This is a genomic window from Pantoea folii, assembly GCF_056678875.1.
In genome coordinates this window covers 72,657-98,020 of sequence record NZ_JBWXON010000006.1, presented here as the reverse complement: position 1 = coordinate 98,020, position 25,364 = coordinate 72,657, and the positions used below count along the sequence as shown (strand labels likewise).

The window sequence follows — 25,364 nt, the reverse complement described above, 5'->3', positions numbered from 1 at the left end:
CATAATTATTCCTGTTGGTTGAAATAAACTATTTTTAAATCTTCTCTTACTGTTAGGAGTGGATTATGCCGCGGGAAAACTACCTTACCCCCAACAAAGCATCAGGGCCGAACAGCAGCACGCGCACTGAACCCTTTGTGAAGGTGATAGCAATGATTGCCACCTTAGGGGGGTTGCTGTTCGGCTATGACACCGGTGTGATTTCTGGCGCACTGTTATTTATGGGCAACGATCTCCATCTGACACCCTTTACCACGGGGTTGGTCACCAGCAGCCTGCTGTTTGGCGCGGCTTTTGGTGCCCTGGCATCAGGCCACTTTGCCGCCGCGGCCGGGCGGAGAAAAATCATTCTGGTGCTGGCGGTGATTTTCGCTATTGGCGCAATCGGCACCGCGTTAGCACCTGACGTTGAATGGATGATTTTCTTCCGCCTGGTATTGGGTGTGGCGGTGGGGGGCGCGTCAGCGACAGTCCCGGTGTACATCGCGGAGATGGCGCCCGCCAACAAACGTGGCCAGTTAGTGACCATGCAAGAACTGATGATCGTCTCCGGGCAGATGTTGGCTTACATCTCCAACGCCGGTTTTAACGCGGTATGGGGCGGTGATACCACCTGGCGTTGGATGCTGGCGGTAGCGACGGTGCCTGCCGTGCTGCTGTGGTTCGGCATGCTGTTTATGCCCGACTCACCGCGTTGGTATGCGATGAAAGGGCGGTTAGCAGAAGCGCGTCAGGTGCTGGAACGCACGCGAGCTAAACAAGATGTTGAGTGGGAACTCACGGAAATAGAAGAAACCTTAGCTGAAGAACAACATGAAACGCGCCCACGCCTGCGTGAACTTCGTCAACCCTGGCTGTTTAAATTATTTTTGATTGGCGTGGGTATTGCGGTCATACAGCAGTTAACCGGGGTGAATACCATCATGTATTACGCTCCGACCATGTTAAAAGCCGTGGGCATGAGCGATAACGCAGCATTAATTGCCACCATCGCCAATGGTGTTATTTCAGTATTAATGACTTTCGTCGGTATCTGGCTGCTGGGGCGCATTGGGCGCCGTACCATGACGATGTTAGGACAGTTTGGCTGTACCGCCTGTCTGGTATTTATTGGTGCCGTCAGTTATTTCATGCCGGAGACGGTAAATGGTCAACCTGATGTTCTGCGCAGTTATATGGTGTTGCTGGGAATGCTGATGTTTTTGAGCTTCCAGCAAGGTGCACTCTCACCCGTGACCTGGTTGCTATTGTCTGAAATTTTCCCTACACGTCTGCGTGGGATATTTATGGGCGGCGCCGTGTTTGCAATGTGGATCGCTAATTTCCTTATCTCGCTGATGTTCCCGATCCTGTTGGCATCGGTGGGTTTATCGGGAGCGTTCTTTATTTTTGCGCTAATCGGAATAGGGGGAGCCATTTTTGTGGTTCGCTTTGTACCGGAAACACGAAATCGTTCACTGGAACAGATCGAGCATTATTTGCACGACTGGCTGTCAAATGAAGAACCGCAACCGCAGTTGACGCACGCTGTGAAGAAAAGCTTGTAACCTGAGGTGACGTTTTTATGAGGGTAAAAGCCGGTGCATGCACTGGCTTTTTATCGATAAGGGGGGATAAAAATGCGATTGTGGTCTCAACTGTCAAAATAGAATAATCACCTGTGAAAATAGATTTTCGGCCATAACATTAATCTTCATTAATCTGCTAACACACATCAGCTAGGCAAGGCATTAACCGCTAAATGCTTGTTTATCAGCCGGGAATAACCTCTGAAATCGGTACCAGTTCCAGTCGGTGGTACTAAAGTGCTGTTGTTAATTCACCGTTAATTAAAGCTTCTCGCTGGGGATATCGCTCAAATTGTGAATACGTTAATCAGTTAGGAATTATCCGTCCGCATAAATTAATTTATTTTTTTATTTGAATTGGGTAATCTTGCCACTACAGTTTATTTAAACCCCCCTTAAGCAAGGACCTTGTGATGAGTGACGCATTTAAAGTTCTGAACAACATTCGCACATTACGTGCGCAGGCTCGTGAACTGCCATTGACCGATCTGGAAGAGATTCTGGAGAAATTAACCGTGGTGGTGACTGAGCGCCGCGACGAAGTTCATGCAGAAGAAGCGCAGAATCGCGAGAAAGAAGAAAAGCTGTCTAAATACCGCGAAATGCTGCTGGCTGACGGTATTGACCCGAACGAATTGCTGGGTGCGTTGGAAACCGGTAAAAAACGCGCGAAGCGTGCACCGCGTCCGGCTAAATATTCTTACACCGATGAGAACGGTGAAGAGAAATCATGGACCGGCCAGGGCCGTACCCCAGCAGCGATTAAGAAAGCGCTGGACTCCGGTAAAAGCCTGGACAGCTTCCTGATCAAATAATCGACACAATCCTTGTAAGCGGGAGCCGGAGACGACATCGTCTTCGGCTTTTTTATTTCTCTTTTTGCAACAACGCGTTCAGCATTTCATCTTCACGCTAACAGGCGCAGAGGTGGCGTCCTGATGCCCGTTTCTGGCATAATGCCCGCTGTTTTTTCCTCCATCGCGTAACAAAGGTCAATGCCGTGTTAGTTTCCAGCAATATCACTATGCAGTTCGGCAGTAAGCCGCTGTTTGAGAATATCTCCGTTAAGTTTGGCGGCGGTAATCGTTACGGTTTAATCGGTGCGAACGGCAGCGGTAAATCGACCTTCATGAAAATACTGGGCGGCGACCTGGTACCGACCAACGGTAATGTTTCACTCGACCCTAACGAGCGTATCGGTAAGTTACGTCAGGACCAGTTTGCCTTTGAGCAATTCAGCGTGCTGGATACGGTGATTATGGGTCACGCCGAATTATGGGCGGTGAAGGAAGAGCGCGACCGTATTTATGCTTTGCCAGAAATGAGCGAAGAGGAAGGCTATAAAGTGGCCGACCTGGAAGTCGAATACGGCGAAATGGATGGTTACAGCGCGGAATCGCGTGCCGGTGAATTATTGCTGGGCGTGGGCATTCCGGTGGAACAGCATTACGGTCCGATGAGCGAAATCGCACCAGGTTGGAAATTGCGTGTGCTTTTGGCGCAGGCATTATTCTCAAACCCGGATATTTTGCTGCTCGATGAACCGACGAACAACCTGGATATTGATACCATTCGTTGGCTGGAGCAGGTGCTTAACGAACGTAACAGTACCATGATTATCATTTCGCATGACCGTCACTTCCTGAATATGGTGTGCACACACATGGCGGATCTGGATTACGGTGAACTGCGCGTGTATCCAGGTAATTATGACGAATATATGACCGCGGCGACGCAAGCGCGTGAACGTTTAATTTCTGATAACGCGAAGAAGAAAGCGCAAATTGCAGACCTGCAATCATTCGTTAGCCGTTTTAGTGCCAACGCCTCTAAATCGCGTCAGGCGACTTCGCGTGCCAAGCAGATCGATAAAATTAAGCTGGATGAAGTGAAAGCCTCCAGTCGTCAGAACCCTTATATCCGTTTTGATCAGGATAAGAAGCTGTTCCGTAATGCGCTGGAAGTTGAGGCACTGACGAAAGGTTTCGATAACGGCCCACTGTTTAATAAGCTCAATCTGATGGTTGAAGTCGGTGAGAAAGTGGCCATTCTCGGTGCCAACGGTATCGGTAAAACCACTTTGCTGAAAACATTGGTCGGCGAATTAACGCCTGACAGCGGCACTGTGAAATGGTCCGAGAATGCGCTGATTGGTTATTACGCGCAGGATCACGCAGAAGATTTCGCCGATGACTTGAGCGTTTTCGACTGGATGAGTCAGTGGAAGCAGGAAGGTGATGACGAGCAAGCGGTGCGCAGTATTCTGGGCCGTCTGTTGTTTGGTCATGATGAAATTAAGAAGCCTGCTAAAGTGCTCTCTGGTGGTGAGAAAGGCCGCATGCTGTTTGGCAAGCTGATGATGCAGAAGCCGAACATTTTGATCATGGATGAACCCACTAACCACCTCGATATGGAATCGATTGAGTCGCTTAACCTGGCACTCGAAGGTTACGAAGGCACACTGATTTTCGTTTCGCATGACCGTGAGTTTGTCAGTTCATTGGCGACCCGCGTGATGGAGATGAAGGGCGATCGCATTATCGACTTCACCGGCAACTACGAAGATTATCTGCGCAGTCAGGGTATTGTTTAAATCGTTACATACTCATAGCTTCGTCCGCCGCATTCCTGCGGTGGGCGCTTTACTTTGGTTCGCCAGTTCGCCAGTTCGCCAGTTCGCTGGGAAGTCATGCACCTTCAGGCATAAATGGTGGGCCGCTCCGTAAAGACGGCGTGAATACATCCCTGTAGCCTCGGTCGCCGCATCCCTGCGGCGAACGCTTTACTCCGGACCCACCATTCCTGCCTTTATCAATATTCGTGCTCTCTGTTGGTTAATTTAGCCTGCGCGAACAACGATTGGATTTAAATAGCCACACCAAAGTTTAAAGGGAAGATAAGGTTCGCCCGAAGAGCAAAGCGTCTGGGCCACGGATGGCCCAGCCGATCGGCATGGATGCCGGTTTCCTTTGCGATCGGGCGGACCTTATCTGACCCTGCACCTAACCTTCAGCGAAAACAACCAAACCCACCATCATCCATTCAGACGCGGCCGCTGAATTTTTAGTGACTTTGCGATAGGTCGAACCTTATCTGAGCCGACTCCTGGCCTTCAGCACCTTACTTATTTCTCGCCGCACACCTCGCAATGCCTATCCTGCATCACTTTCATGTTGCGGAATTCTGCACTCATCGCATCGTAGATCAACAAGCGTGCACGGGCAGGTTGCCCCAACGCGGTCAGCACTTTTATGGCCTCTAAAGCTTGCATCGCGCCAATCACGCCCACTAATGGCGCCAGCACGCCAGCTTCCACGCAACTTAATGTCTGATCGCCAAACAAGCGGCTAATGCAGCGATAACAGGGTTCGCCCGGCTGCCAGGTAAATACGCTGAGCTGACCTTCCATACGAATGGCCGCGCCGGAAATCAGCGGCACCTTGTGCTGGTAACACAAACGATTGATCTGCTCACGCGCACCAACGTTATCCGTGCAATCGAGCACCGCATCATGGCGCGCGATTAGAGCACTGAGTTGGGCATCATCCAGCTGTGCATCAATCGCTTCGAGCTGGCAATGCGGGTTAATTGCCGCGAGCTGCCGACGCGCAGATTCCACTTTGGGCTGGCCAAGTGTGGCATCGCTGTGCAGAATCTGGCGCTGCAGATTGCTTAAGCTGACGGTGTCGAAATCCAGCAAGGTAAGATGGCCCACGCCGGCCGAAGCCAGATAGGGTGCGGCGGCACAGCCAAGCCCGCCGAGACCGACGATCAACACCCGCGAGGCTTTGAGCTTCTCCTGACCGTCAAAATCAAAATCCCGCAGCACGATCTGACGGTTGTAACGCAGCATCTCTTCATGGCTCAGTTCGACGCTCATTAGCCCTCCAGCAGGCTATTGAAAACTTCAACCTCAACCCATTCGCCAGCTTCCACATCAGCACGGTCGCGATCCAGCACGATAAAGCAGTCGGCCAGGGCGAAAGAGCTAAACACGTGCGAACCCTGGGCGCCGGTGCTGCGCACTTCCAGCACGCCGTCTTCACCACGACTGAGAATGCCGCGCTGGAAGTCGAGGCGTCCAGGCGATTTCTTCAAACGCTGAGTCGCACGAGCGCGTTGGCGCAGCGGCATAATGCGCGTGGTCTGCCCGGTGAGGGTGGCCAGTAACGGCTGCACCAGCTGATAGAAGGTCACGGCGGCAGACACCGGATTGCCGGGCAGCCCGCAGAACCAGCTGTTGGCTAAGCGGCCAAAGGCAAACGGTTTGCCCGGCTTCATCGCCAGCTTCCAGAAGGTAATCACGCCTAACTCTTCCAGCATCGCTTTAGTGAAATCCGCTTCGCCGACGGAGACGCCGCCGGTGCTGATCACGACATCCGCCTGACGATCGGCTTCGCTGAACGCCTTGCGCAGCGCCTCGGGATCGTCCGCAATCACGCCCAAATCGATCACTTCGCAGCCCAGTTTGTTGAGCATCAGCGATACGGTGAAACGGTTCGTGTCGTAGATTTGCCCGTCAGCCAAGGGCTGGCCCACCGCCTGCAATTCATCGCCGGTGGAGAAAATCGCCACGCGCAGTTTGCGCAGCACGCTGACTTCGGCAATCCCCAGTGAAGCCAGCAGCGGCAACTCGGCGGCACCGAGACGCACACCGGCATCCAGAACCTGCTTGCCCGCCTGAATATCTTCGCCGATGCGACGAATGTTTTGGCCGTCGCGCACTTCAGCGGTGATGACGATACCGCCCTCACGCTGCTCGGTTTGCTCCTGCATCACCACGGCATCGCAGCCTGCCGGAATCGGCGCACCGGTCATAATACGAATCACGCTGCCAGCGGGCCAATCGCCGTTGAATGGCGCGCCGGCAAAAGCTTTGCCGGCGACCGGGAATTCGCGGTCCGGCACGATATCGCTGAGACGTACGGCATAACCATCCATCGCGGAGTTATCAAACGGCGGTACATCCAGTGGAGACGTAACCGGTTTGGCGGTGATGCGACCTGCAGCCTCATACAGCGAGACGCTGAGGCAATCGCTAATGGGCGTGAGCTGTTGCAGCATTTTTTGCTGCGCGTCTTCGAGGGAGATTAATCCTGCGGTGAAAGGTTCCATGTCAGTCTCTGCGTGATGAATTTCAGTTGCTGCCTATTATGGTGACATTTGTCTGCCGAGTCACATGTGACTAAAAAAGCATAATCCACAATAAAAGGTTATGACCGGAGATACACTTTCTGCTTTACAAGCCGGGAGTGCCTTTCTATAGTCGAAAATTGCCTAAAAAAGATGAAAACCATTCTAAATCAGTGTTTTTGGTTCTGATTTGCTGACAGGTTACCGGTTATGGCTAAAGCAGTTATCGCAATTCACGGCGGTGCGGGCGCAATCACGCGTGCCGCTATGAGCGCCGAAAAAGAGCAGCACTATCGTCAGCAATTGCACGCAATCGTTACCGCAGGGCAGCAGATTCTGGCCACGGGCGGCAGCGCGCTGGATGCGGTGACCGAGGCGGTGCGGCTGCTGGAAGAGTGCCCACTGTTTAACGCAGGCAAAGGCGCGGTGTTTACCCATCAGGGCACTCACGAACTGGATGCCAGCATTATGGATGGCCGCACCCTGGATGTCGGCGCGGTTGCGGGCGTGAATCACATTCGTAACCCGATCCTGGCGGCGCGTAAGGTGATGGAAAATAGCCCTCACGTGCTGTTTATCGGTGCGGGTGCAGAAGCCTTTGCCGCTGAACAGGGGCTGGAACAGGTTGCACCGGATTTCTTCTCCACGCCTGAACGCTGGGAACAGCTACAGCGTGCGCTGAGCAGCCAGCAGATGGTGCTCGATCATGACGGCGCTGCGCAAAGCCACAGCGACGATCCGCTCGATCCCGATCGCAAATTCGGCACCGTGGGTGCGGTGGCGCTCGATCTTCAGGGTAATCTGGCGGCCGCCACTTCAACCGGCGGTATGACTAACAAGCAGGTCGGGCGCGTTGGCGATTCGCCGCTCGTCGGCGCGGGCTGCTACGCTAATAATGAGACCGTGGCGGTTTCCTGCACCGGCACCGGTGAAGTGTTTATTCGTACTCTGGCAGCGTATGACGTTTCTGCACAGATGGAGTACGGCGGCCGTAGCCTGCAGCAAGCCACTGCCAACGTGATTCATGACAAAGTCCAGGAGCTGGAAGGCAGCGGTGGGCTGATTGCCGTCGACAGGCACGGCAATGTGGTGCTGCCCTTTAACAGTGAAGGGATGTATCGGGGATTCGCCTATGTGGGTGGCGAAGTCGAGGTAGCGATTTACCGCGATAGCTAAGGAGCAGGCATGACGCAGCAGCAGTTTGCACCCGAGCAGGTTTTGGCGGTGCGTGACCTCAACGTACGGTTTGAGCATGAAGGGCGAATCACCGAAGCGGTGCGTAACCTTTCACTGGATTTGCATCGTGGGGAAACGCTGGCACTGGTGGGGGAATCCGGTTCGGGCAAATCGGTCACCTCGCTGGCGCTGATGCGCTTGATTCAGCAGGCGGGCGGCGATGTCAGTGGCGAGATCCAACTGCGTCGACGTAACGGCGAGGTGCTGGATGTGATGCGCGCCACCACCAGCCAGATGCGCAAAGTGCGCGGTGCCGATATGGCGATGATTTTCCAGGAGCCGATGACCTCGCTTAACCCGGTGTTTACCGTGGGCGAGCAGATCGCCGAATCCATCCGTTTACATCAGGGCAAAAGCCACCAACAAGCGCAGACCGAAGCACGGCGCATGCTGGATCTGGTGCGCATACCTGAAGCCCACAATGTGTTATCGCGTTTTCCGCATCAACTCTCCGGCGGCATGCGTCAACGCGTGATGATTGCCATGGCGCTGTCATGCAAACCGGCTTTGCTGATTGCCGATGAGCCTACTACCGCGCTGGACGTCACCATTCAGGCGCAAATTCTGCAGCTGATCCGCGTGCTGCAAAAAGAGATGCAGATGGGGGTGATTTTTATCACTCACGACATGGGTGTGGTGGCGGAGATGGCCGATCGCGTGCAGGTGATGTATCGTGGAGATGTGGTTGAGCGTGCGCCGGTGCAGCAGCTGTTTGATGCGCCGCAACAGCCTTACACCCGCGCCTTGCTGGCGGCAGTACCGAGGTTGGGAGCGATGAGCGGCCAGCCGCTGCCCGCTAAATTCCCCTTACTGCACACCAATGGCCGAGAAGAGATCGCCACACCGCAGGATACGGTGCGCAGCGATGAGCCGCCGATCTTGCAGGTACGCGATCTGGTGACGCGCTTTGATATTCGTGGTGGGTTATTGAATCGCGTGAAGCGCCGTGTGCATGCGGTGGAGAAGGTCAGCTTTGATCTGCACGCTGGCGAGACGCTGGCGCTTGTCGGCGAATCCGGCTGCGGAAAATCCACCACCGGTCGATCGCTGCTGCGCCTGGTTGCCAGCCAGGGCGGCACCATTACTTTTAATGGTCAGCGTATTGATGCGTTGCAGGGCAACGCGCTGGCTTCGCTGCGGCGCGACATTCAGTTCATTTTTCAGGACCCTTACGCCTCCCTCGATCCGCGTCTGACGGTGGGTTTCTCGATTATGGAACCGCTGCTGGTGCACAAAACCATGGATCGGCGCCAGGCGGAGAAGCGTGTAGCCTGGCTGCTGGAGCGCGTCGGTTTGCTGCCGGAGCATGCGCAACGCTATCCACACGAGTTCTCAGGCGGCCAGCGCCAGCGCATCTGCATCGCTCGCGCATTGGCGCTGAACCCTAAAGTGGTGATTGCCGATGAGTCAGTCTCGGCGCTGGATGTCTCGATTCAAGCGCAAATTATCAATCTGATGCTCGACTTGCAGCGCGAGTTTGGTATCGCCTTCTTATTTATTTCTCACGATATGGCGGTGGTAGAACGCATCAGCCATCGCGTGGCCGTGATGTATCTCGGACAGATTGTGGAAATGGGGCCGCGCCAGGCGGTGTTTGAGCAGCCGCGCCATCCTTACACGAAAAAACTGATGGCCGCGGTGCCGGTCGCCGATCCGGCGCACCGTCATCGCGAGCGGGCGTTAATGGTGGATGAGATCCCCAGCCCGATCCGCCCCTTGGGTGATGAGCCAGAAGTGGCACCGTTACTGGAAGTGGCACCGGGGCATTTTGTTGCCCGCCACGCCATTAGCGGTGCCTGAGCAGCAAGCAACCGCGTCATCCACGGATGTCGCGCATGACAGGGATTACAGGAGAACGATAACAATGCACCATATTATGCGAAAAGGGGTTATCACTGCCGGGTTGTTGAGTTCAGCGTTGGCAATGCCAGCGTGGGCAGCGAAGGACGCGGTGATTGCTGTGGCGTCAACCTTTACCACTATGGATCCGTACGACGCCAATGACACATTGTCGCAGTCGGTGGCCAAGGCGTTCTATCAGGGACTGTTCGGCTTTGATAAGGACATGAAGCTGCAAAACGTGCTGGCGGAAAGCTATCAGGCGAGCAGCGACGGCTTAACTTACACTATCAAACTGCACTCGGGCGTGAAGTTCCAGGATGGCACCGATTTCAACGCGGAAGCGGTCAAGGCCAACATCGACCGTGCCAGCAACCCGGATAATCATCTCAAGCGTTACAACCTGTTCAAGTATGTCGCCAGCACCGAAGCGGTGGATCCGACCACGGTGAAGATTACGCTGAAGCAGCCGTTCTCGGCCTTCATCAACAATCTGGCGCACCCGGCGGCAGTGATGATTTCGCCCACCGCGCTGAAGAAATACGGTAAGGACATTGGCTTCCATCCGGTGGGTACCGGTCCGTATGAGTTCGTTACCTGGAATCAGACCGACTTCGTCAAAGTGAAGAAGTGGGATGGCTACTGGAAGAAAGGCTATCCGAAGCTGGACAGCATCACTTTCCGCCCGGTAGTAGACAATAACACCCGTGCGGCGATGTTGCAGACCGGCGAAGCGACTTTTGCTTTCCCGGTGCCGTTTGAGCAGGCCAAACTACTGCAGGGCAACAGCAAGCTCGATGTGGTCACCACGCCATCGATTATGCAGCGCTATATCAGCCTCAACGTGACGCAGAAGCCGTTTGATAATCCAAAAGTGCGTGAAGCACTGGAATACGCCATCAATCGTGAGGCGTTAGTCAAAGTGGCGTTTGCCGGTTATGCCACGCCAGCCACCGGTATCGTGCCACCGGCGATTGATTTCGCGCAGAAATACCCGGCGATCAAATATGACCCGGCCAAAGCACGTGAGCTGTTGAAAGAAGCCGGCTTCCCGAACGGTTTCGAAACCACCTTGTGGTCATCTCACAACCACAGCACCGCGCAGAAAGTGCTGCAGTTCACTCAGCAGCAGCTGGCGCAGGTCGGCGTGAAGGTGAAAGTCACGGCGATGGATGCGGGTCAGCGTGCCGCAGAAGTCGAGAGTAAAGGGCAGAAAGAGAGCGGTGTGCGCATGTTCTACACTGGCTGGTCAGCTTCGACCGGTGAAGCAGATTGGGCACTGACGCCGCTGTTTGCTACCACCTCCTGGCCGCCAGCCATCTTTAACACGGCGTTCTACAGCAATCCGCAAGTGGATAAAGATCTGAGCGATGCACTGAAAACCACCGACCGTGAGCAGAAAGCCAAACTGTACAAAGACGCTCAGGATCGTATCTGGAACGACCATCCGTGGATTCCGCTGGTGGTTGAGCAGTTGCTCTCCGCGAACAATAAAAACCTCACCGGTTTTTATGTCATGCCCGACACCTCATTCAATTTTGATGAGGCGGATCTGAAGTAACAGGCGCGGCCAGCCTTGCGAGGCTGGCCGCTGCTGCGCAGGATTTTGCATGCTCAACTATTTTCTCAAACGACTACTGGGGTTGATCCCCACGCTGCTGATTGTCGCGGTGCTGGTGTTCTTGTTTGTCCACCTGCTGCCGGGCGATCCGGCGCGCCTGATTGCGGGGCCGGAAGCGGATGCCTCGGTGGTGGCGCTGGTGCGTCAGGAACTCGGTCTCGATCAGCCGCTGATCCAGCAGTTCTGGCACTTTATTCTCAATGCGTTGCAGGGGGATTTTGGCCAGTCGATGGTGTCGAAACGTCCGGTCTCGGAAGAGATAGCCGCGCGCTTCTTCCCGACGCTATGGCTGACGCTCACCAGCATGGTGTGGGCGGTGATTTTCGGTATGACCATCGGTATTACATCGGCCGTCTGGCGCAACCGCTGGCCCGATCGCATCGGCATGACGCTGGCGGTGTCTGGCATCTCTTTTCCCGCTTTCGCCTTAGGCATGCTGCTGATGCAGGTGTTCTCTGTTGAGCTGGGTTGGCTGCCAACTGTCGGTGCCGATAGCTGGAAACACTATATTCTGCCGTCCATCACCCTGGGTGCGGCGGTCGCGGCGGTAATGGCACGCTTTACCCGCGCTTCGTTTGTCGAAGTCATGCAGGAAGATTATATGCGCACCGCGCGCGCCAAAGGGGTTCGTGAGTCGCTGGTGGTGGTGAAACACGGTCTGCGCAATGCGATGATCCCGGTGGTGACCATGATGGGCCTGCAGTTTGGTTTCCTGCTGGGCGGCTCGATTGTGGTGGAAGTGGTGTTCAACTGGCCCGGTTTAGGACGCTTGTTGGTGGATTCTGTTGAAATGCGCGATTATCCGGTGATTCAGGCCGAGGTGCTGCTGTTCTCGCTGGAGTTTATTTTGATCAATTTGATTGTCGATATGTTGTATGCGGCGATCAACCCGGCCATCCGTTACAGGTAAGGAGTCGCACTTGAAAAACTGGCGACGCGCAGCGGCATTGAAAACCATGCCGATGATGACGGAAACCCGGGTACGTACGCCGTGGCGTGAATTCTGGCGCCGCTTTCGCCATCAACATGTGGCGATGGTGGCGGGCTTATTTGTGCTGCTGTTGATTGTGGTGGCGTTCATCGCCCCGTTTATCGCTCCGTTTGATGCTGAAAACTATTTTGATTACGACCGGCTGAATGACGGACCGTCAATGATGCACTGGTTTGGCGTGGATTCGCTGGGGCGTGACATTTTTAGTCGCGTGCTGGTCGGCACACGCATCTCACTGATTGCGGGTTTCTTCTCGGTGGCGATCGGTGCGCTGATTGGTACGCTGCTGGGGTTGCTGGCCGGTTATTACGAAGGCTGGTGGGATCGCATTACCATGCGTATCTGTGATGTGCTGTTTGCTTTCCCCGGCATTCTGCTGGCGATTGCGGTGGTGGCGATCATGGGCAGCGGTATGAGCAACGTGATTGTGGCGGTGGCGATTTTCAGTATCCCAGCATTTGCTCGCCTGGTACGTGGCAACACGCTGGTGCTGAAACACCAAACCTTTATTGAATCAGCCCGCAGCATCGGCGCGTCCGACTGGACGATTATTATGCGTCACATTCTGCCCGGTACGGTGTCGTCGATTGTGGTCTATTTCACCATGCGCATCGGGACGTCGATCATCACGGCAGCGAGTTTGTCTTTCCTGGGTTTGGGCGCTCAGCCACCCACGCCGGAATGGGGCGCGATGCTCAATGAAGCGCGTGCCGATATGGTGATTGCGCCGCATGTGGCAATTTTCCCGAGTCTGGCGATTTTCCTGACGGTGCTGGCGTTCAATCTGCTGGGGGATGGGCTGCGGGATGCGTTGGATCCGAAGTTAAAAACCTGAAATGTTAAAGAGGTGCGCATAAATGCGCACCCTGTGAAATTCCACTTCGTACATTGGTTCACCATAAATCTGCACCCTACGGAATCCCACTTTCGCACATTGGATCGCCATTAATGCGCACCCTACAAACCTGCACTTGTTCCTGTAGGGTCGCCATTGATGGCGACCTGGTTTTTCCGTTAACTCAGAAAGTTTCCCAATTATCGTTGCTCTGCACACCAGCAGCCGGAAGGGCACGCGGTGAAGCTGTGACAGGGGCTTTCACCGTGTTTGCCACTGGTGCCATCATTGCACGCGTCCCGGTTTTAAAGCGCGCCACCGCCGAAGACAGGCTGCTGGCCTGCTGCTCCAGCGAAGCCGAGGCGTTAGCGGATTCCTGCACCAGTGTGGCGTTCTGCTGCGTTACGCGATCCATCTCGTTCACTGCCACACCAATCTGATCGATGCCGCGACTCTGCTCGTCAGAGGCCGACGCAATTTCGCCCATGATATCGGTCACGCGCGTTACCGCGCTGACGATCTCCTGCATGGTATCGCCGGCGCTGCTCACCTGTTGTGAACCTAAATTAACGCGCTGCACGGAGCCCTCAATCAGTAGCTTAATCTCTTTCGCTGCCTGTGCACTGCGCTGCGCCAGGCTACGGACTTCACCCGCGACCACCGCAAAGCCACGACCTTGTTCACCGGCGCGAGCGGCCTCAACGGCCGCATTCAGCGCCAGAATATTGGTCTGGAAAGCAATGCCATCGATTACGCTAGTGATGTCGGCGATTTTCTTCGAACTGTCGGCGATGTCGCGCATGGTTTTTACGACGCCATCCACCACGTTGCCGCCTCGGTCAGCCGTTTCCGATGCGTTTTTCGCCAACTGGGTCGCCTGACGTGCGTTATCGGCATTCTGTTTAACGGTGGCGGTCAGCTCCTCCATGCTGGCGGCGGTCTCTTCCAGCGAGGCGGCCTGTTGTTCCGTGCGGGAGGAGAGATCGTTGTTACCGTTGGCGATCGCGCTGGCACTGCCGAAAATGGCATCGGCACTGTCGCGCACATTGTTAATAGTGCCCAACAGTGCTTGCTGCATATGGTTGAGGCTCGCGGCAATGGCGGCCATTTCACTGTGTCCTTCAATCTTCAAACTGGCGGAGAGGTCGCCTTCGGCGAAGCGCTCCATCTGCTGCTGCACTTGCTTCATCGGCGCTAACAGGATGCGGCGAACCAGCAGCCAAACCACCAGCAACAACAGCACCACAATCAGTGCCATCACAGCGACCATCACCAGCATATGCTGATAAGTGCTATCGTTATCTGCAGCGCGTGTATTGATTAACTGAACGTTGTCACCGCGCCACTGCTTGTAGGCCGCTTCCAAATCATCCTGCGCTTGCTGTGCATCCAGCTCGCCATAAGCGGCGTAGTTGTTGGCTTTCAGAAAGGTCGCGGATTGATTCAGCAGTTCGTAATAGTTCGCGAATTTGCTTTCGATAAGCTCGGCGGCTGCCGCACTTTGCCCCGCAATCCGTGGGACACTTTTGTAGCGGTCAAAGTGCTGTTTCGCTTCATCAAGCGAGGCGCCCGCGGAAACCAGCAGCTTGTTGATGGCAGCGCGTGAAGCATCATCGGTCTGATTCTTCAGGATGCGAATCGCCACGCGGTTGATGATAACGCGCGTTTTCACCAGCGTTTGCCAGCTATCGGAGAACTCACGTTGTTGATGCGACAGCTGGTTACTGGCGGTGAAATTATGCTGGCCAGCGATCAGGGAAGATAAAAACAGTGAGCCGGAGATGGCCTGCATAGCGGTGAATACCAACAGCATCAATATGATGGCAGTCACAATTTTCATTTTCGTTAACATGATTTTCCCTGAGCAAAGTAGGCTAGTAGAGAAGTTATCGGTGTAAAAGCACATTGCTTAAGAGCCGCAATAAAAATAATTGCAGTAAGTGATAATGTCGTGCAGGAGAAATGCAGTGAAACCCTTTGATTACGAACAAGACTTTAAGAATATCGATTTCCGACAGCGGCCAGACCTTTATCAGGTTGGGCGCGGTGAGCAGGGGGTGTTAATGGTGGAGCCTTACAAGAGCGAAATTCTGCCATTCTGGCGCTTCCGAACCGTGGAACTGGCTCAGGAATCTTCCGTTCAGATCATGCAGTTGTTTGAGGAGTATCGTGCACAGGACGACTTTGTCGGCATGGATATGGCGCGAAAATTTATTCAGATGGGATATACCCGCGCACGTCGCTATAGCAATCACAAAGGCGGACGCAAATATGATGCAGACGGTAACGAGCTACCTCGTACCACAGAAAAAGAAAAGGCCGCTGCGGCGGCCATCTTCAAATCATGCTGGGATCGGCTGAGATCGGACACCGATTATCTGGCGCGCAAACGTGCGCACCAGCAGCAGCACGGTTAAACGCGCGTACCCCATAAATCGTACTCATCGGCGTGTTCAACTTTAACACGCACCACATCACCGACTTTCACCTGACGATCGCCATTCAGATACACCGCACCGTCGATCTCAGGTGCATCGGCCATGCTGCGACCCACCGCGCCTTCTTCATCCACTTCATCGATGATCACCAACACTTTACGGCCGATTTTCTCCTGCAAACGTTCGCTGGAGATTTTCTGCTGCAATTGCATGAAGCGATCGAAACGCTCCTGCTTCACCTCTTCCGGCACCTGGTCCGGCAGTTGGTTGGCCGTCGCGCCTTCAACCGGGCTGTACTGGAAGCAGCCAACGCGATCCAGACGCGCTTCTTTCAGGAAGTCGAGCAGCATCTGGAAATCTTCTTCGGTTTCGCCGGGGAAGCCGACGATAAAGGTCGAACGCAGCGTCAGTTCCGGGCAAATTTCACGCCAGCGTTTGATGCGCTCCAGCGTACGTTCAACCGCACCAGGACGCTTCATCAGCTTCAGGATGCGCGGGCTGGCGTGCTGTAATGGGATGTCGAGGTACGGCAGGATTTTGCCTTCGGCCATCAGCGGAATCACGTCATCCACATGCGGATACGGGTAGACATAGTGCAGACGCACCCACACGCCGAGTTTCGCCAGCTGTTCGCACAGGCTGATCATGCTGGTTTTCACCGGGGATCCGTTCCAGAAACCGGTGCGGTGCTTCACATCCACGCCGTAAGCCGAGGTATCCTGTGAGATCACCAGCAGCTCTTTGACGCCAGCTTCCACCAGACGTTTGGCTTCGTCGAGCACCGAACCAATCGGGCGGCTGTCGAGATCGCCACGCATAGAAGGGATGATGCAGAAGGTGCAACGGTGGTTACAGCCTTCGGAAATTTTCAGGTAAGCGTAGTGGCGCGGCGTCAGCTTCACGCCTTGCTCTGGCACCAGGCTCAGGAACGGGTTGTGTTCCGGCTTTGGCACATAGGTGTGAACGTGCGACAGCACTTGCTCGTAGCTGTGCGGGCCGGTGATTTCCAGTACCTTAGGATGTACTTCGCGGATCTGATCCACTTTGGCACCCAGGCAACCGGTGACGATCACTTTGCCATTCTCGTTCAGCGCTTCACCGATCGCTTCCAGTGATTCCTGTACGGCGCTATCAATAAATCCACAGGTGTTAACGATGACGATCTCCGCATCATCGTAGCGTGGCACCACATCGTAGCCTTCAGTACGCAGTTCCGTCAGGATGCGTTCTGAGTCGACGAGGTTTTTTGGGCAGCCGAGTGAGACGAAGCCTACGCGCGGCGGATTTTTGACATGGCTCATAAGGATAATAATTCATCATAATTAGTGTGGATAGGCGGGGGATTGTACAGAGGTTGCGAGGGAAAATGTATAGGTGATGTAAGAATCTCCTTAACCGCGTAATGGGCGTTTCCCGCTATGCTTAATGGAGCCGTTATCCGTTCAAATCGTCGCCGATAAGGCTGACGACTGCGAACCGTTAACGGTGATCCGAGTTGTGTAATCCAGCCTGTTTTGCTTAAATGTTCGGTTGGTGATTGTAAGTTATTCACCGCACTGAAGAATTTGAACGCGTGTTGACGGTGCAGATCGTACCGCCAGCGCAGATGCGGATAAAGTGAGAGCAGACAAATGCAAGAGATCGTTAAAGGTTTTCTGAATTTCCAACAGAATGTGTTCCCTGAAAGGAAGGATCTTTTCAAAAGTCTGGCGTCAAACCAGAATCCCAAAGCCCTGTTTATCTCCTGCTCAGACAGCCGTCTGGTGCCTGAACTGGTCACCCAATCCGAGCCAGGCCAGCTGTTCGTGATCCGAAACGCCGGTAATATTGTGCCGCCGTTTGGTCCCGAACCGGGTGGTGTGTCCGCCACGATTGAGTACGCGGTCGTTGCGCTGGGTGTGACTGAGATCATCATTTGCGGTCACTCCAACTGTGGTGCCATGAACGCCATCGCGTCTAATGCGGATTTAGAAAGCATGCCCGCGGTCGATCACTGGTTGCACTACGCCAATGCGGCGAAAGCCGTGGTGGAAGAGCGTAACTATGAAGCAGTTGAAACCCGTCTCAATGAAATGGTCAAAGAGAACGTGATTGCTCAGCTGAACAATATCAAAACACACCCTTCGGTAGCGGTGGCGCTGCGTAAAGGCAAAGTGCGTCTGCATGGGTGGGTTTATGATATTGAGAGCGGCGGCATTATTGCCCTGACCAAAGGCGGCGAAAGGTTCATTTCGTTGTCTGAGAATCCTGAGACCTGCTTCGAGTGATTCCCTAACCACCTGCAATGCAGGTGGTTTCTTCTCCCATTCTGTGAAAATTTCCCGCCAAAGCGCAGCGTGCGCTCTACACTTGAGAAGCGATTTACCTCTTATAAGGGCCTTCTCATGCGATTTCGTCTTTATATCCCCGCGTTAACGCTAGCCATGCTGGCGGTGGGTTGTACCTCTCATGTTGCGAATAAACAGCAGTTTTCCGGCTTTCTCGGCGATTACAGCCAGTTAAAATCTGAACAGTCACCCAGCAGTAAACCGACATTGCGATGGATCTCGCCGGATTATCACAGCGCGGATTACACCAATGTTGTGTTCGAACCCGTGGTTTACTATCCCGCCGCGCGACCGACTGAACGCATCAGCCAGCAAACATTGGATCAAATCCGTCAGTACACCGATAGTCAGTTAAAACGCGCGGTCGCAGAACGTAAACCGGTGGTGGGCAAGCCTGGTGCACATACGCTCAGGGTGAAAAGCGCCATCACCGCCGTGACGGCAGAAAACGAAGGGATGCAGTTCTACGAAGTGGTGCCGATTGCGGCAGTTGTAGCGAGCACCATGGCGGCCACTGGCCACCGTACGCAAAACAGTGCGCTGTTCCTCGAGGTGGAAGCGGTCGATGCGCAGACCGGTAAGCCAATGATCAAAGTTGTGCGCAAAGCCTTTGGTAAATCCCTGCCGAACAACAGTACGCCAATTACGCTCAACGATCTTCGTCCGGGCATCGACGAAATGATTCGTGATGTCGTAGCCTTCTCCGCGCCTTAATCCCGTCGCCCGGCGCTATGTCGGGCTTAATGTTTTGTAAATCCTGCACATCCTTTCTTACGGGCTGACTACCCTTAACGGCAGACCGTGATAAAGGAGAATCCCATGCGTTTACTGCCTGTCGCGCTGTTGCTTGGCGCATTGAGTTATGCCCATTCGACTCTGGCTGCTGATGTTCAGGTTCAGGTTCAGGTACTACAGGACAAACTTGATCATCCGTGGTCAGTGGCTTTTCTGCCTGACAATCAAACGTTGTTAATAACCGAACGCTCCGGGCAACTCCGCAGTTGGCAGCCGGGAAAAGGCTTGTCGCAACCCATTAGCGGTGTACCCAAAGTGTGGGCAAATCGTCAGGGCGGCTTGCTGGATGTGGTGCTGGCACCGGATTTCGGCCAAAGCCGCCGCGTGTGGCTCAGTTACACCACGGCAGATGACGAGGGGCGAGCGGGCGGTGTGGTCGGCTATGGTCGGCTCAGCGACGATAACCGTCAATTGAGCGACTTCAAGGTGGTGCTGGAGCAGACACCCAAACTCTCCAGCGGCGCCAACATGGGAACCCGGCTGGCATTTGATGGTCAGGGCTATCTCTACATTGCCTTTGGCGACAACTTTTCCAGCCTCAGCGCCCAACAGCTCGACAAGCTTTCAGGAAAAATCGTGCGCCTGACCCAGAACGGTGAAATCCCGGCAGACAATCCTTTTGTCCAGCGCAAAGACGCGCGGGCAGAAATCTGGTCTTACGGCATGCGCAATCCACAGGGATTAGCTTTCAATCCGTGGACACAGCAAATGTGGGAGAGTGAACACGGCCCGCGCGGCGGTGATGAAGTGAATATCCCGCAGAAAGGCAAAAACTACGGCTGGCCATTGGCCACCTACGGCATTGATTACAGCGGACAGAAAGTGCCGGAAGCGCAGGGCACGCACGTGGCGGGCACGGAACAACCGCAGTTCTGGTGGAAAGTGTCACCAGCCATCAGCGGGATGGCGTTTTACAACAGTGCACGTTTCCCGCAGTGGAAAAACTCGCTGTTTATCGGCGCATTAAAGGAAAAAAGCCTGATTCGCCTGCGGGTGAACGGTGAGAAAGTGGTCGAAGAGCAGCGACTGCTGGAGGATCGCGGTGAACGTATTCGCGATGTGCGTCAGGGGCCGGATGGTTATCTGTATGTGCTCACCGATGAAGCCAACGGTAAGCTGCTAAAAGTCGGGCTGGCGGAACCCGCCAGCGCCTCGCGTGGTTAACTTAACGCACCCAGCTGCATACTTCCCATCCCCGCTGCTGCGCTTCCTGCTGCAGCAGCGCATCCGGGTTAATGACCCAGGCGTGATCAGCGTGGTTGAGCAAGGGTAAATCGTTCATGGAGTCGCTGTAAGCCCAGGTTTTTTCAAAGCGCTTATCCTGTTGCAAAGCCTTCCAGTCACTCAGACGGGTGACTTTCCCTTCACGATAGGTGGCGGTGCCATAAATCTGGCCGCTGTAACGCTCGTCAACCACTTCTACGCCAATCGCCAACGCGCCGTGTACACCCAGACGTTGCGCAATCGGCACCGCCAGATGATCGCCACTGGCGGTAATGATCATCACGGTGTCGCCGCGTTGCTGATGCCAGTTTATGCGTTCCCGCGCGGCGGGGAAGACGCGTGGCAGAATATCGCGATGGATGAAACGCCGTACCCAACCCTCAACCGTCAGGGTCGCCATACCGGCGAGCGGGGAAAGCGTGGTGCTCATATACTCTTCAATCGACAGGGTGCCGGCATGGTATTTCTCCATTAAGGCTTGTTCCTGAGAGATGAGTGCTTCGGGGGCAAATCCCTGTGAGACCAGCCAGCGCAGCCACAGGCTGGTACTGTCTTCACAAATCAGGGTTTCGTCCAGATCGAAAACGGCTAAGTCCATCGTGGTTCTCCTCGGGCTGATTGGCATCAGGTTAGCGGAATTTTGTGACTGGCTTAACCGTTCTGCGAAAAATCGGAATTTCTCTCACTTTTTCCACTACGGCGTAACAGTAAAAGTGGCAGCGCGTCGGGGTTGATGCCAGGGTTACTCTAATAAACTCTATAAAACTTTACGGTTGGACGGTTTTGTTCGCAGGTGGTAAGCGTGTAGCTTTTATTAAGACATGTCTTACCTGCTAGAAAACCATGATTTAACAAGGACAATCTGGTCACGCTCATGAGAAAAAACTCCGTCATTTCTGCCTTGCGGCCGCTGGCTGCCACTTCATTATTTGTGCTGTTCCTTCCCGTCACCACTCAGGCTGAACAGGCGCCTGCTGCACCGCAAATTGAGGCCAAAGCCTGGATTTTGATGGACTACAACAGCGGCAAGGTATTGGCTGAGTCCAATGCCGACCAGCGGTTGGACCCCGCCAGCCTGACCAAAATGATGACCAGCTACGTGGTCGGCCAGGCGCTAAAAGCCGGCAAGATCCACAACGATGACCTGGTCACTATCGGCCAGGATGCATGGGCAACCGGCAACCCGAAGCTGCGCGGTTCTTCACTGATGTTCCTGAAACCGGGTGACCGTATTCCGGTCTCTGAACTCAACAAGGGCGTGGTGATTCAGTCAGGCAATGATGCCTGTATCGCGCTGGCCGATTATGTCGCCGGTAGCCAGGACTCGTTTATCGGTCTGATGAACAACTACGTTAAGGCGTTTGGATTACAGAATACCCACTTTATGACCGTGCACGGGCTGGATGCCGATGGGCAATACAGTACCGCGCGCGATATGGCGATTATCGGCCAGCGTTTGATCAGCGATGTACCTGAAGAGTATGCGTTAAACAGTGAGAAAGAGTTCACCTTTAATCACATCAAGCAGATGAATCGTAACCGCCTGTTGTGGAGCAGTAACCTGAAGGTGGATGGGATTAAAACCGGACACACTTCGGGCGCGGGTAATAACCTGGTCGCGTCCGCCGTGGACGGAGACATGCGTTTGATCTCGGTGGTACTGGGCACGCAAACCGATGCGATTCGCTTCCGTGAAAGTGAGAAGCTCCTCACGTGGGGTTTCCGTTTCTACGAAACCGTGACACCGATTAAAAGCGATAAGCCTTTTGCCCAGCAGCGCGTGTGGTTTGGTGAGCAGAGTCAGGTCAATCTCGGTGTCGCGAAAGACGCAGCGATCACCGTGCCGAAAGGGCAGATGAAAAACCTCAAGGCGAGTTTCACCCTGAATTCACCGCAGCTGGAAGCGCCACTGGAGAAGAATCAGGTGGTGGGGACTATTGATTTCCAGCTGGATGGCAAAACCGTGGATCAGCGCCCGCTGGTGGTGATGGAAGCGGTGCCGGAGGGCGGATTTATTGGCCGTATCTGGGACTTCATTATGATGAAATTCAACGGCTGGTTTGGGAAGTGGTTTAGCTAGTCCCCTATCGGGCGGCCCGAGTGAGCCGCCCTTTACCTTATCCGCGTACCCACCCTTTTTTGATCGGCATAGCGAACAGGGCGCGATACAGTTGGTGGGTGAAGGCCAGCATGCGTTCGCCATACAACTGCCACGCCATATGCGAAGCCAGACACGCCAGCAAGCCCACCAAAAATCCGCCCAGCATATCCATCGGCCAATGCACGCCAAGATAGACGCGTGACCAGGCGATCGCACTGCCAACGGCCAGCAGAATGACGCCAGACCATAGGCGATGCCAGAAGATGAACGCCAGTGCAAAAGTAAAGATGGTGGTGCCATGATCGCTGGGATAAGAGTCATCGGCGGCGTGTGCGAGGAATTGGTGCCCTAAGCCAATGGCAAACGGGCGCGGATGCGGCAACAGTTGGCCCACGCACCATGAAATGCTTAATGCATAAATCAGCGCCATGCCGGTTTTCAGTACCAGCGCGCGTTGAGATTGCACCTGATCGCGCGGTCCCCAAAACCATAAGGCCACAATCAGCAGCGGGACAATGGCAATCACATCTTTGGCGATAAAGGTCGCCAGATTAATCAACCATGGCGGTGAATCCGTCGTGGCGTTGATCCATAGAAACAGGCTATGGTTGAGCGCTTCCATCACGTTTGCTTTTCCTCATCTTGTCTACCCAAAAAGAAACACCAGCAAAAATCAGCACCTGGCTCAGCCACACCCACCAGCCAGCCCACAAGTTGTGAGAGAAAAAGTGGGCACCGCGCATCACCTGTCCGTATCCCATCAGTAAGCCCACCGCGATACCGAACAACAGCGCCAGTACGGCGCGGCGCGGACGCTCGGGCCACCACAGGAAGAACAGCGCCATCAGGGCAAAGCCGCTGGAAGCGTGACCGCCGGGGAAGCATTGCCCGGGACCGCTGTTAGCCGGAGTCGGGTCCAGCAGTACAAAACTGGCTGCCTTACCGCCAAACATCGCCAAATCCCATGGACAGGAGTGCGCGCTGTGCGCCTTCAGGATGCCCACCACTAATGGCCCCATACCAAACAGCAGGGCCACCAACACGCGGCGGCCATCACGCTTCTGCACACCTCGTAACAACATCAATACCGCTCCAGCGATGATCACATCCTTGAACAAGCGATGATTGATCAGATCCAGCCAGCGGTTGTGTTGCCATGGAAACGTCTGCGTCTGTGGGTCAAACCACTGCTGGCTGATCGCGATATCCAGGCTTTCGTGGCGCGACCACCACATAAACACCAGTGCTGAAATTGCCAGTAAAATAAAGTTGATAGCGTAAAAGCGACCAGACAAACAATAAATAGTCGGGCTCTTAATCTTATCGTGGGTTGTTGGAGTGTTTAACTTTGATGAAAGTTGCATGAATATGGGAAAATAGCGAAACCAGAGTGGCAGGGTCGCAATTTACGCTTAGGAGAACCTTAAGCAGCAGGAATTGCAGGCATAAAAAAACCCGCAAGTCAGTGACCGGCGGGCTCCACAATTTGGGGATTTCAAAGAAAAGCAGTGGCACTTATTCAGACTGCGCCCCAAATAGAAAGTTCTGAACGCAGTAAAAATATTTTTAAAAAGGCAAAAGCGGCCAAATTATCACAATAAGCGTGCCGGCGAGCGTCAGCAAAACGTTAGCAATCGCATAAGTTCCTGCATAGCCGAGTGCCGGAATGCTACTGCGTGCGGTATCGCTGATAATCTCCATGGCCGGGGCACAGGTGCGAGCGCCCATGATGGCACCAAACAGCAGCGCGCGGTTCATACGCAGCACGTAGGCACCAAACAGATAGCAAATCACCACCGGGATCAGACTCACCAGCAGACCGCTGAGCAACATCAAGGCGCCCGCGCTGCCAAGGCCATGTTGCAGGCCACTACCGGCGCTCAGGCCGACACCTGCCATAAACACCATCAGACCGAACTCTTTCACCATGGTCAGCGCCCCTTGCGGAATGTAGCCAAAGGTCGGATGGTTGGCGCGCAGGAAGCCGAGCATGATACCCGCGAACAGCAAACCGGCGGCGTTACCGATGCCAAAGCTGAAGTTGCTGAACTGGAAGGTGATCATGCCGATCATCAACCCGATGATAAAGAAGGCGCAGAAGGCCAGCAGATCGGTCATCTGACTGTGAATCGCAATAAAGCCGATGCGATCCGCCAGGCTTTTCACACGGCGCGCTTCACCGCTCACCTGCAATACATCGCCTTTGTTCAGCATGATGCTGTCATCAATCGGCATCTCAATCTGACTACGAATCACCCGGTTAAGGAAACAACCATGATCGGTGAGTTTCAGATGGCTCAGGCGTTTATTCACCGCATTGTGGTTCTTCACTACAATCTCTTCGGTGACGATGCGCATGTCGAGCAAATCGCGGTCGAACACCTCTTTGCCGTTACGGAAGCTGGCATCGAGGCGTGCATGCGCGTCGGGATAGCCCACCAGCGAGATCTCATCGCCGAGTTGCAGCATCGCATCCCCATCCGGGCTGGCGAGAATACCGTTACGGCGCAGGCGTTCAATGTAGCAGCCGGTCTGGCGATGAATGCCCAGCTCGCGCAGATTTTTACCGCCGCTCCATTCCACCAGTTCCGGGCCAACGCGATAGGCGCGGATCACAGGCAGGAATACTTTGCGCTGGCTGTCAGCATCCAGACCACGTTCCCGTGCAATCTGCTGCGCGCAGGTGGGTAAGTCCTGATGTTGCAGACGAGGCAGATAGCGAGCGCCAAAGATCAGGCTGACCAGACCAATCAAATAGGTGAGGGCGTAACCGAGGCTGAGGTTATCCTGCATCATGCTGAGCTGATGGTTGTCACTGATGCTTTGTCGCAGCGTGTCACCCGCGCCAACCAGTACCGGCGTGGAGGTCATGGAACCGGCCAGCATGCCTGCCGTGAGACCAATATCCCAGCCGAACACTTTGCCGAGTCCCAACGCAACGAGCAGGGCGCTGACCACCATAACAATGGCAAGAAGGAAGTAGTTTTTACCGTCGCGGAAAAAGATCGAGAAAAAGTTAGGTCCGGCTTCAACACCGACACAAAAAATAAACAACATAAAGCCGAGACTGAGTGCATCGGTATTTATCGCAAAGTGCTGCTGACCTAAAATCAATGAAACAACGAGGACACCAATGGAATTTCCTAGCTGTACCGAGCCGAGACGTAATTTGCCTAAGCACAGCCCCAGGGCTAAGACGACAAATAATAACAGAACGTCATTTCCGCTTAACAATTCTGCGACGTTAATGTTCACG

The 25,364-nt window shown here is 54.4% G+C and carries 21 protein-coding genes; 13 read left to right on the top strand and 8 right to left on the bottom strand.

Going from position 1 to position 25,364, the window contains the following annotated elements:
• The first annotated feature begins 65 nt into the window (after positions 1 to 65).
• From AC1MDE_RS09435 to AC1MDE_RS09425, 3 genes are all read left to right on the top strand, one after another.
• Positions 66 to 1,547, top strand: coding sequence for a sugar porter family MFS transporter (locus AC1MDE_RS09435; protein WP_058961956.1), 1,482 nt, complete (start codon positions 66 to 68; stop codon positions 1,545 to 1,547).
• A gap of 434 nt (positions 1,548 to 1,981) precedes the next feature.
• Positions 1,982 to 2,383, top strand: a complete 402-nt coding sequence (locus AC1MDE_RS09430) for an H-NS family histone-like protein (protein WP_034820857.1) — start codon at positions 1,982 to 1,984, stop codon at positions 2,381 to 2,383.
• Between the two features lie 185 nt (positions 2,384 to 2,568).
• Complete coding sequence (locus AC1MDE_RS09425; RefSeq protein ID WP_034820853.1) at positions 2,569 to 4,161, top strand: ABC-F family ATPase; 1,593 nt, start codon at positions 2,569 to 2,571, stop codon at positions 4,159 to 4,161.
• A gap of 531 nt (positions 4,162 to 4,692) precedes the next feature.
• Here AC1MDE_RS09425 and moeB read toward each other — a convergent pair.
• Positions 4,693 to 5,448: a molybdopterin-synthase adenylyltransferase MoeB gene (gene moeB / locus AC1MDE_RS09420; protein WP_479398161.1), complete on the bottom strand. Its 756-nt coding sequence runs from the start codon at positions 5,446 to 5,448 to the stop codon at positions 4,693 to 4,695.
• Complete coding sequence (moeA, locus tag AC1MDE_RS09415; RefSeq protein ID WP_479398162.1) at positions 5,448 to 6,683, bottom strand: molybdopterin molybdotransferase MoeA; 1,236 nt, start codon at positions 6,681 to 6,683, stop codon at positions 5,448 to 5,450. Before moeA ends, moeB begins: the two co-directional genes overlap by 1 nt.
• A 228-nt stretch (positions 6,684 to 6,911) precedes the next feature.
• Here moeA and AC1MDE_RS09410 point away from each other — a divergent pair, with 228 nt between their 5' ends.
• From AC1MDE_RS09410 to gsiD, 5 genes are all read left to right on the top strand, one after another.
• The gene (locus AC1MDE_RS09410; RefSeq protein ID WP_058961959.1) at positions 6,912 to 7,877 is read left to right on the top strand and encodes an isoaspartyl peptidase/L-asparaginase family protein; all 966 of its coding nucleotides are present in this window, start codon (positions 6,912 to 6,914) and stop codon (positions 7,875 to 7,877) included.
• A 9-nt stretch (positions 7,878 to 7,886) separates the two neighbouring features.
• Complete coding sequence (gsiA, locus tag AC1MDE_RS09405) at positions 7,887 to 9,737, top strand: glutathione ABC transporter ATP-binding protein GsiA (protein WP_479398164.1); 1,851 nt, start codon at positions 7,887 to 7,889, stop codon at positions 9,735 to 9,737.
• A gap of 64 nt (positions 9,738 to 9,801) precedes the next feature.
• The gene (gene gsiB / locus AC1MDE_RS09400) at positions 9,802 to 11,337 is read left to right on the top strand and encodes a glutathione ABC transporter substrate-binding protein GsiB (RefSeq protein ID WP_479401036.1); all 1,536 of its coding nucleotides are present in this window, start codon (positions 9,802 to 9,804) and stop codon (positions 11,335 to 11,337) included.
• Positions 11,338 to 11,386: 49 nt separating this feature from the next.
• Entirely contained in the window at positions 11,387 to 12,307 is a 921-nt protein-coding gene (gene gsiC / locus AC1MDE_RS09395) for a glutathione ABC transporter permease GsiC (RefSeq protein WP_034820789.1), read from the top strand.
• Between the two features lie 10 nt (positions 12,308 to 12,317).
• Positions 12,318 to 13,223 (top strand): glutathione ABC transporter permease GsiD, encoded by a 906-nt coding sequence (gene gsiD / locus AC1MDE_RS09390; RefSeq protein ID WP_038647910.1) that lies wholly within the window; start codon positions 12,318 to 12,320, stop codon positions 13,221 to 13,223.
• A 184-nt stretch (positions 13,224 to 13,407) separates the two neighbouring features.
• Here gsiD and AC1MDE_RS09385 read toward each other — a convergent pair whose 3' ends face one another.
• Positions 13,408 to 15,075 carry a methyl-accepting chemotaxis protein gene (locus AC1MDE_RS09385; protein WP_479401035.1) on the bottom strand — a complete coding sequence of 556 codons (1,668 nt, stop codon included), beginning with the start codon at positions 15,073 to 15,075 and terminating at the stop codon, positions 13,408 to 13,410.
• A 115-nt stretch (positions 15,076 to 15,190) separates the two neighbouring features.
• On the opposite strand from AC1MDE_RS09385, the gene AC1MDE_RS09380 reads away from it, so the two are divergent.
• Positions 15,191 to 15,640 (top strand): DUF4385 domain-containing protein, encoded by a 450-nt coding sequence (locus AC1MDE_RS09380; protein ID WP_479401034.1) that lies wholly within the window; start codon positions 15,191 to 15,193, stop codon positions 15,638 to 15,640.
• On the opposite strand, the gene rimO is transcribed toward AC1MDE_RS09380, so the two are convergent.
• The gene (gene rimO / locus AC1MDE_RS09375) at positions 15,637 to 16,962 is read right to left on the bottom strand and encodes a 30S ribosomal protein S12 methylthiotransferase RimO (RefSeq protein ID WP_479401033.1); all 1,326 of its coding nucleotides are present in this window, start codon (positions 16,960 to 16,962) and stop codon (positions 15,637 to 15,639) included. The two genes, AC1MDE_RS09380 and rimO, sit on opposite strands and share 4 nt — an antisense overlap.
• A 330-nt stretch (positions 16,963 to 17,292) precedes the next feature.
• Between rimO and AC1MDE_RS09370 the strand changes: the two genes are divergently transcribed.
• The 3 genes from AC1MDE_RS09370 (at position 17,293) to AC1MDE_RS09360 (ending at position 19,947) form a co-directional block, all read left to right on the top strand.
• A complete protein-coding gene (locus tag AC1MDE_RS09370; RefSeq protein WP_058961964.1) occupies positions 17,293 to 17,928 on the top strand; it encodes a carbonic anhydrase in 636 nt (211 codons plus the stop codon).
• Between the two features lie 117 nt (positions 17,929 to 18,045).
• Positions 18,046 to 18,702: a DUF3313 domain-containing protein gene (locus AC1MDE_RS09365; protein WP_058961965.1), complete on the top strand. Its 657-nt coding sequence runs from the start codon at positions 18,046 to 18,048 to the stop codon at positions 18,700 to 18,702.
• A 105-nt stretch (positions 18,703 to 18,807) separates the two neighbouring features.
• A complete protein-coding gene (locus AC1MDE_RS09360; protein WP_479401032.1) occupies positions 18,808 to 19,947 on the top strand; it encodes a PQQ-dependent sugar dehydrogenase in 1,140 nt (379 codons plus the stop codon).
• Position 19,948: 1 nt separating this feature from the next.
• On the opposite strand, the gene AC1MDE_RS09355 is transcribed toward AC1MDE_RS09360, so the two are convergent.
• Positions 19,949 to 20,605, bottom strand: coding sequence for an HAD family hydrolase (locus AC1MDE_RS09355; protein WP_058961967.1), 657 nt, complete (start codon positions 20,603 to 20,605; stop codon positions 19,949 to 19,951).
• A gap of 276 nt (positions 20,606 to 20,881) precedes the next feature.
• Between AC1MDE_RS09355 and AC1MDE_RS09350 the strand changes: the two genes are divergently transcribed.
• Positions 20,882 to 22,087 carry a serine hydrolase gene (locus tag AC1MDE_RS09350; protein ID WP_082678150.1) on the top strand — a complete coding sequence of 402 codons (1,206 nt, stop codon included), beginning with the start codon at positions 20,882 to 20,884 and terminating at the stop codon, positions 22,085 to 22,087.
• Between the two features lie 37 nt (positions 22,088 to 22,124).
• Here AC1MDE_RS09350 and ybjG read toward each other — a convergent pair whose 3' ends face one another.
• The 3 genes from ybjG to AC1MDE_RS09335 all read right to left on the bottom strand — a co-directional run bounded on the left by ybjG (position 22,125) and on the right by AC1MDE_RS09335 (position 25,363).
• Positions 22,125 to 22,730, bottom strand: a complete 606-nt coding sequence (gene ybjG, locus AC1MDE_RS09345; RefSeq protein ID WP_160868976.1) for an undecaprenyl-diphosphate phosphatase — start codon at positions 22,728 to 22,730, stop codon at positions 22,125 to 22,127.
• Complete coding sequence (locus tag AC1MDE_RS09340; protein ID WP_072016962.1) at positions 22,711 to 23,472, bottom strand: phosphatase PAP2 family protein; 762 nt, start codon at positions 23,470 to 23,472, stop codon at positions 22,711 to 22,713. The genes ybjG and AC1MDE_RS09340 overlap by 20 nt, the downstream gene beginning before the upstream one ends.
• A 202-nt stretch (positions 23,473 to 23,674) precedes the next feature.
• Entirely contained in the window at positions 23,675 to 25,363 is a 1,689-nt protein-coding gene (locus tag AC1MDE_RS09335; RefSeq protein ID WP_097119352.1) for an aspartate:alanine antiporter, read from the bottom strand.
• Between the last annotated feature and the right edge of the window lies 1 nt (position 25,364).

What these genes read in the sequence shown, in the direction of transcription:
- AC1MDE_RS09430 (WP_034820857.1), top strand. Translation starts at nt 1,982, where the DNA reads ATGAGTGACGCATTTAAAGTTCTGAACAACATTCGCACATTACGTGCG.
- AC1MDE_RS09385 (WP_479401035.1), bottom strand. Translation starts at nt 15,075, where the DNA reads ATGTTAACGAAAATGAAAATTGTGACTGCCATCATATTGATGCTGTTG.
- ybjG (WP_160868976.1), bottom strand. Translation starts at nt 22,730, where the DNA reads ATGGAAGCGCTCAACCATAGCCTGTTTCTATGGATCAACGCCACGACG.
- AC1MDE_RS09350 (WP_082678150.1), top strand. Translation starts at nt 20,882, where the DNA reads ATGAGAAAAAACTCCGTCATTTCTGCCTTGCGGCCGCTGGCTGCCACT.
- AC1MDE_RS09410 (WP_058961959.1), top strand. Translation starts at nt 6,912, where the DNA reads ATGGCTAAAGCAGTTATCGCAATTCACGGCGGTGCGGGCGCAATCACG.
- rimO (WP_479401033.1), bottom strand. Translation starts at nt 16,962, where the DNA reads ATGAGCCATGTCAAAAATCCGCCGCGCGTAGGCTTCGTCTCACTCGGC.
- AC1MDE_RS09365 (WP_058961965.1), top strand. Translation starts at nt 18,046, where the DNA reads ATGCGATTTCGTCTTTATATCCCCGCGTTAACGCTAGCCATGCTGGCG.
- gsiC (WP_034820789.1), top strand. Translation starts at nt 11,387, where the DNA reads ATGCTCAACTATTTTCTCAAACGACTACTGGGGTTGATCCCCACGCTG.
- AC1MDE_RS09355 (WP_058961967.1), bottom strand. Translation starts at nt 20,605, where the DNA reads ATGGACTTAGCCGTTTTCGATCTGGACGAAACCCTGATTTGTGAAGAC.
- AC1MDE_RS09360 (WP_479401032.1), top strand. Translation starts at nt 18,808, where the DNA reads ATGCGTTTACTGCCTGTCGCGCTGTTGCTTGGCGCATTGAGTTATGCC.
- gsiB (WP_479401036.1), top strand. Translation starts at nt 9,802, where the DNA reads ATGCACCATATTATGCGAAAAGGGGTTATCACTGCCGGGTTGTTGAGT.
- moeB (WP_479398161.1), bottom strand. Translation starts at nt 5,448, where the DNA reads ATGAGCGTCGAACTGAGCCATGAAGAGATGCTGCGTTACAACCGTCAG.
- AC1MDE_RS09340 (WP_072016962.1), bottom strand. Translation starts at nt 23,472, where the DNA reads ATGCAACTTTCATCAAAGTTAAACACTCCAACAACCCACGATAAGATT.
- gsiA (WP_479398164.1), top strand. Translation starts at nt 7,887, where the DNA reads ATGACGCAGCAGCAGTTTGCACCCGAGCAGGTTTTGGCGGTGCGTGAC.
- moeA (WP_479398162.1), bottom strand. Translation starts at nt 6,683, where the DNA reads ATGGAACCTTTCACCGCAGGATTAATCTCCCTCGAAGACGCGCAGCAA.
- AC1MDE_RS09435 (WP_058961956.1), top strand. Translation starts at nt 66, where the DNA reads ATGCCGCGGGAAAACTACCTTACCCCCAACAAAGCATCAGGGCCGAAC.
- AC1MDE_RS09370 (WP_058961964.1), top strand. Translation starts at nt 17,293, where the DNA reads ATGCAAGAGATCGTTAAAGGTTTTCTGAATTTCCAACAGAATGTGTTC.